This is a genomic window from Pseudomonas sp. 24 E 13, assembly GCF_900004715.1.
GTDB classification, from domain to species: domain Bacteria; phylum Pseudomonadota; class Gammaproteobacteria; order Pseudomonadales; family Pseudomonadaceae; genus Aquipseudomonas; species Aquipseudomonas orientalis_A.
Map to the genome: position 1 here is coordinate 1 of NZ_CVTO01000001.1, position 6,002 is coordinate 6,002.

At 66.8% G+C, this 6,002-nt stretch carries 2 protein-coding genes; both read left to right on the forward strand.

The features are described 5' to 3' along the window. On the forward strand, positions 1-2,121 hold a 2,121-nt coding region (locus tag BFP90_RS00005), incomplete at its 5' end, for an acyl carrier protein (protein ID WP_256097403.1). Then, the coding region (locus tag BFP90_RS00010; protein ID WP_141688875.1) for a non-ribosomal peptide synthetase at positions 2,118-6,002 on the forward strand (3,885 nt) is incomplete at its 3' end. The genes BFP90_RS00005 and BFP90_RS00010, both read left to right, overlap by 4 nt.

The window sequence follows — 6,002 nt, forward strand, 5'->3', positions numbered from 1 at the left end:
ATTCGCGGCTACCGCGTCGAGCCTTCGGAAGTGGCGGCGCAATTGCGTGCGCTGCCACAGGTCGATGACGTGCGCGTGCTCAACGCACCGACGCCCTTGACCGGCAACCGCCTGGTAGCCTTCCTGGTCGCCGGGCCGAGCGCACTGGCGGACATTCAGGCCGCGTTGCAGGCACGCCTGCCGGACTACATGCAACCGGCGCAGTGGCATTGCCTGGAGGCGATGCCACTGCTGGCCAATGGCAAGGTCGATCGCCAGGCGTTGTTGAACCTGGCCGAGCAAGCACCGCGCAATCTCGAGTCGCGTACCGAGCAGCCGTTGAGTGCACTGGAAAGCGCCTTGCTGGCGATCTGGCGTGAACTGCTGGGGCACCCGAACATAGGCCCGGACGACAACTTCTTCGCCCATGGCGGCGATTCGATTCTCGGCCTGCAGATCATTGCCCGCGCACGCCAGCAACAGATCACCCTTACCCCCAAGCAACTGTTCGCCGAGCCCAGCGTGCGGGCGCTGGCGCGGGTGGCGCAGACGCCACAGCGGGCCAGGGTCGAGCGCCTGCTGGTGATTGCCCGGGAGATTCTCGAAAAGCCCGAACTGCAAGCCGACGACAACTTCTTTGCGGTCGGTGGCGATTCGATCCTCAGCCTGCAGATCATCGCCCGTGCCAAGCAGCAGGGCCTGCAGCTCAAGCCCAAGCAGATCTTCGAGTTCCCTTCGGTCAGCGGCTGGGCCGAGCAGGCCGTGGACCTCGCCAGTGTGGTCGAGCAAGCCAAGGTCGATAGCGCCGAGCCAAGCGCCGCTTTTGCCCTGACGCCGATCCAGGCCTGGTTCTTCGACCAGCAGCAGACCACGCCACAGTACTGGAACCAGTCCCTGTTGCTGGCCGTTCACCAGCCGCTGGAACCGGCGCGCCTGGCCCCGGCGCTGGCGAGCTTGTTGCGGCGTCACAGCAGCCTGCGGCTGATATTCGAGCAGAGCGGGCAGGGCTGGCAGCAACGCTATCAGCCGCTGTCGGCGGCGATGGAAGACACGCTGCTGCAGGTGGTCGAACAGCCGCTGGACGACGCGCTGCTGCAGCAGTGGCAGCAGGGTTGGCAACTGGATCGAGCCCCGTTGATCCGCTGGGTGTATTTCACCGGCAGCGAGCACCTGCTGTGTACGGCGCATCACCTGCTGGTCGATGCGGTGTCCTGGCAGGTGCTGCTCGACGAGCTGGAAAGCCTGTACCACGACCCGCAGACTTCGTTGCCGGCGGTTTCCACCCGCTTCGATCGCTGGAGCGAGGCCTTGCAGCGTCATCGCCAGGCCCCCGAGGTGCTGGCCCAGCGTGACTACTGGCAGGCGCAGTTGGCCGAGGAGGGCGACGTCGCCCTTGATGTCAGCGTGTATGGCGAAAGCCGCACGCTGGAAACGAAACTGTCCCTGGAAAAAACCGAATGGTTGCTGGGCGACTGCCATGGGGCCTACAGCACCCAGGTGCAGGATCTGCTGGTCGCGGCACTGGCTGGCGTGATCGGCCAATGGCAGGGGCGTGAGCAGGTCACCCTGGAGATGGAAAGCCACGGTCGCAGTGGCTGGGAGCAGGGCCCGGATCTGTCGCGCTCGGTGGGTTGGCACACCAGCCGTTACCCATTGGCCGTGCGTGCCGCCGAACAGCCGGAGGACGCGATCATCGCCGCCAAGGAGGCATTGCGCCGCGTACCGGAGCAGGGCATCGGCTACGGCCTGCTGCGCCTCGACCCACAGCACGGACTGGGTGCCGCGTCGCTGCTTACCTTCAACTACCTGGGACGGGTCGACCAGTGGCTGGGTGGTTCGCGCCTGTGGCGCCTGGCGCAGCCGCTGTGCCCGGCCATGCGCGCCCCCGACACCCGCCGTACCCATCTGCTCGACGTGACCGCCCTGGTCGACCAGGGCCAGTTGCACATCGAGTGGCGCTACGCCCCGCACGTGCATGACCAGGCCCTGATCGGTGCACTGGCGCAGCAGTTCCAGCAGGGTATCGAAGCCCTGCTCGAACACTGCCTGGCCCCCGAGGTTGGTCGCGCCACCGCTGCCGACTTCGCCGATTCGGGGCTTTCCGACGACGAATTCCTCGGCCTGCTCGAGCAACTGCAATGAGCACCCCCGGCGCCTCCACATCCCCAGCCCATGGCAAGGAGACCCTCGGCATGAACGACAAGGTCAAAGCACTTTCCCGCAATATCGAGGCCATCTACCCCCTGGCGCCCATGCAGCAGGGGTTGCTGTTTCACAGCCTGATGCACCCGGGCAAGGGCATGTACCTGCTGCAGTACCGCCATGTGATGGTGCTGCCGCAACTCGATCTGCAGGCGTTCCGCCAGGCCTGGGCACAGGTGGTGGAGCGCCACGAGCTGCTGCGCACCTCCTTCGTCTGGAAGCAGCAGAAGCGGCCGATGCAGGTGGTGCACAAGCAGGTCGAACTGCCGATCAGCTATGAGGACTGGTCGGCTATCGACGAGGCCGAGCAGCAGGCGCGTCTGGAACATCTGCTGGCCGAGGAGCGTCGCGAGGGGCTGGATTTCACCCAGGCACCGCTGATGCGTGTGCGCCTGTTCAAGCTGGCCCCGGACGCCTACCAGTTCGTGCGCAGCTATCACCACATCCTCATGGATGCCTGGTGCTTCTCCATCATCATGATGGACTTTCTCGACGGTTACCGCGCCGCGCGCGAGGGACGGCGTCTGGAGCTGCCCAAGCCACGCCCGTACCGCGACTTCATCCGCTGGCTGGAGCAGCACAAGCCTGAGGATCATCAGGCCTTCTGGCAGCAGCGCCTGGCCGGCTTCGACACCCCCACCTCGTTCGGTTTCGGCCACCCTGGCCGCGTGATCGATGCACCGGAGCCGGTAGAGGATTGCGTCGAGCACCTCAGCGTCGAGCAGACCCAGGGCCTGCAGCAGGCCGCCAGCGGTCTGGGCATCACCCTCAACACCCTGGTGCAGGGTGCCTGGGCCTTGGTACTGGCGCGCTACAGTGGCAATCGTGACCTGCTGTTCGGCGTCACCGTGGCCGGGCGCCCGGTGCACATGCAGGGCATGGAGAGCATCGTCGGGCTGTTCATCAACAGCCTGCCGCTGCGCTGGAGCTGGCAACCGCAGCAGCCCCTCGGTGCCTGGCTCAAGGCCTTGCAGGCCGAGAACCTGAGCCTGCGCGAACATGAAAACGTGTCGCTGGCGCAGATCCAGAGCTGGAGCGAGGTACAGCGCCAGGATCTGTTCCAGAGCCTGTTCGTGTTCGAGAACGCGCCGATCTCCGCCAGCCTGCGCCAGGGCCAGTTGGACTACCTGATCAGCGACATGGCCAACCGCACCCACACCAACTATCCGGTGACCGTGGTGATCGTGCCCGGCGAGCGCCTGCACCTGCAGTTGACCTACCAGACCGACTGGTTCCTGCGCGAGGAAGTCGAGCAGATGCTGCGCCATTTCCGCACGCTGCTGCTGAACATGGGCGACAGCCTGGCCAGCGAGGCGGATATCCCGCTGCAACGCATCGCCATGCTCGATGCGGCGGAGATCGCCCAACAGCACGCCTGGGCCAGCGGTGACCTGGCGGCGGACGCGGCGCAACTGCAGCCGCTGTACGTCGAGCGCCTGCAACAGCAAGTGCGTCGCACCCCCGAGCGAATTGCCGTGGTGCATGGCGAGCGCAGCCTGAGCTTCGATCAGTTGAACCGGGCGGCCAACCGACTGGCCCGTCATCTGCGCGCCAATGGCGTGCAGGACGGCGACCTGCTGGCGTTGCTCGATGAGCGTGGCCTCGACCTGGTGGTGATGATCCTCGCCACACTCAAGGCTGGCGCCGGCTGGCTGCCCCTGGACCCGCGCAATCCGCCGCAACGCCTGGCCCAAGTGCTCACCCAGAGCCGTTCGCCGCTGCTGTTGCATGGCGTGGAGCAGGGTGAGCTGGCACAGCAGGCGCTGCAGCCGATGGCGCAGCCGCCGGCGGCGATCCGCTACGAGCCAGCGGCCCTGGGCGGCTACAGCGATGCCGACCTGGACATCCCCGTGCATGGCCTGTCGCTGGCCTACTGCATCTTTACCTCGGGCTCCACCGGCACGCCCAAGGGGGCGATGGTGGCCCACGCCGGGATGCTCAACAACATGCTCGGCAAGGTGCCGGGCCTGGGCCTGAATGTAGATGACGTGATCGCCCAGAGCGCGCCGCAGTGCTTCGACATCTCCGTCTGGCAGACCCTCGCCGGCCTGGTGCTGGGGGCGCGCACGGTGATTCTCGGCGACTGCGTGATGCAGAACCCCGAGGCCCTGGCCGAGGCCGTCGCTCGCCATGGCGTGAGCATTCTCGAAGCGGTGCCGTCGCTGATGCAGAGCCTGCTCGAGGCGGGCCTGGAGCGCACCGCGCTGCGCTGGGTATTGGCCACTGGCGAGGCGCTGCCACCGGCGCTGGCACGGCGCTGGTTCGAGCGCTACCCCGGCATCCCGCTGATGAACGCCTACGGGCCGGCCGAATGCTCCGACGACGTGGCCTTCCATCCGCTCACCGAGCGCCTGGCCCAGGCGCGCAGCAGTGTGCCGATTGGTCGCGCCACCCTGAACAACCGTCTGTACCTGCTCGATACCGAATTGCAACCGGTGCCGCGCGGGGCGGTGGGTGAAATCTTCGTCGCCGGCGTGGGGGTTGGCCGTGGCTATATGGCCGACCCGGCACGCACGGCGGCGGTGTTTTTGCCCGACCCCATCGCCAACGACGGCAGCCGCCTGTATCGCACCGGCGATCTGGCGCGTTTCCTGGCCAATGGCGAGCTGGAGTACGTCGGTCGTACCGACCACCAGGTGAAGATTCGCGGCCACCGTATCGAGCTGGACGAGATCGAAGCCTGCCTGACCCGTTACCCCGGCGTGCGTGAAGCGGTGCTGCTGGCCCGTGACGACCAGCAGCGCGCCAAGGTGCTGGTCGCCTACCTGGTGGCCGAGCCGCAGCCCTCCATCGAGGCGCTGCGTGAGTTCGTTGCCGCCAACCTGCCGACCTACATGCTGCCCAGCGCTTTCATGCTGCTCGAGCGCATGCCGCTCAACGCCAACGGCAAGATCGACCGCAAGGCCCTGCCGGCGCCCGACTTCGCGGCCCAGAGCGAGGCGCGCTACGTGGCGCCACGCAGTGAGCTGCAAGCGCAGTTGGCCGAAGCCTGGCAGGGCGTGCTGGGGCTCGCGCGGGTCGGCATTGAGGATCATTTCTTCGAGCTGGGCGGGCATTCGCTGCTGGCCACGCAACTGATCGGCCAGATAGGCAAGCTCAGCGGCAAGGACCTGCCCCTGCGTGTGGTCTTTGAGCGCCCGACCATCGCCGCTATGGCCGAGTGGCTGGAACAACAGCAGGCCAGCGAGAAAACCACGCCGATGCGCCTGCCGCGTCCGCAGACCCTACCGTTGTCGTTCGCCCAGCAGCGCCTGTGGTTCCTCCAGCAACTGCAGCCGCAAAGCCCGGCCTACAACCTGGCCGGCGCGGTGCGCCTGAGCGGCGACCTGCATGTCGCTGACCTGCAGGCAGCTTTGCAGGCCCTGGTCGATCAGCACGAAGTCCTGCGTACCCGTTTCGTCAGCGACGGCGGTGAACCGTCGCAGGTCATACTCGCCAAGGCCGAGCTGGCCTTGCCGCTGATCGAGGTGGCCAGCGAGGCGCAGTTGCACGACCTGCTGCGCCAGGACGCGATGACTCCGTTTGCCCTGGACAGCGCGCCGCTGCTGCGTGCCTGCCTGTATCGCCTCGGGCCGCAGGCGCACGTGCTGGCGCTCAATTGCCACCATATCGCCGCCGATGGCTGGTCGCTGCAACTGATCATCGACGGGCTTTGCAGCCATTACCGCGAGCTGCGCCAGGGGCGTAAACCGGCGTTGGCCGAGGCGCCGATGCAGTACGCCGACTATGCCCTGTGGCAACGCCAGTGGATGGACAGCGCCGCCTGCCAGGACGAGCTGGCCTACTGGCGCGAGCAGTTGTCCGGCGAATTGCCGATGCTC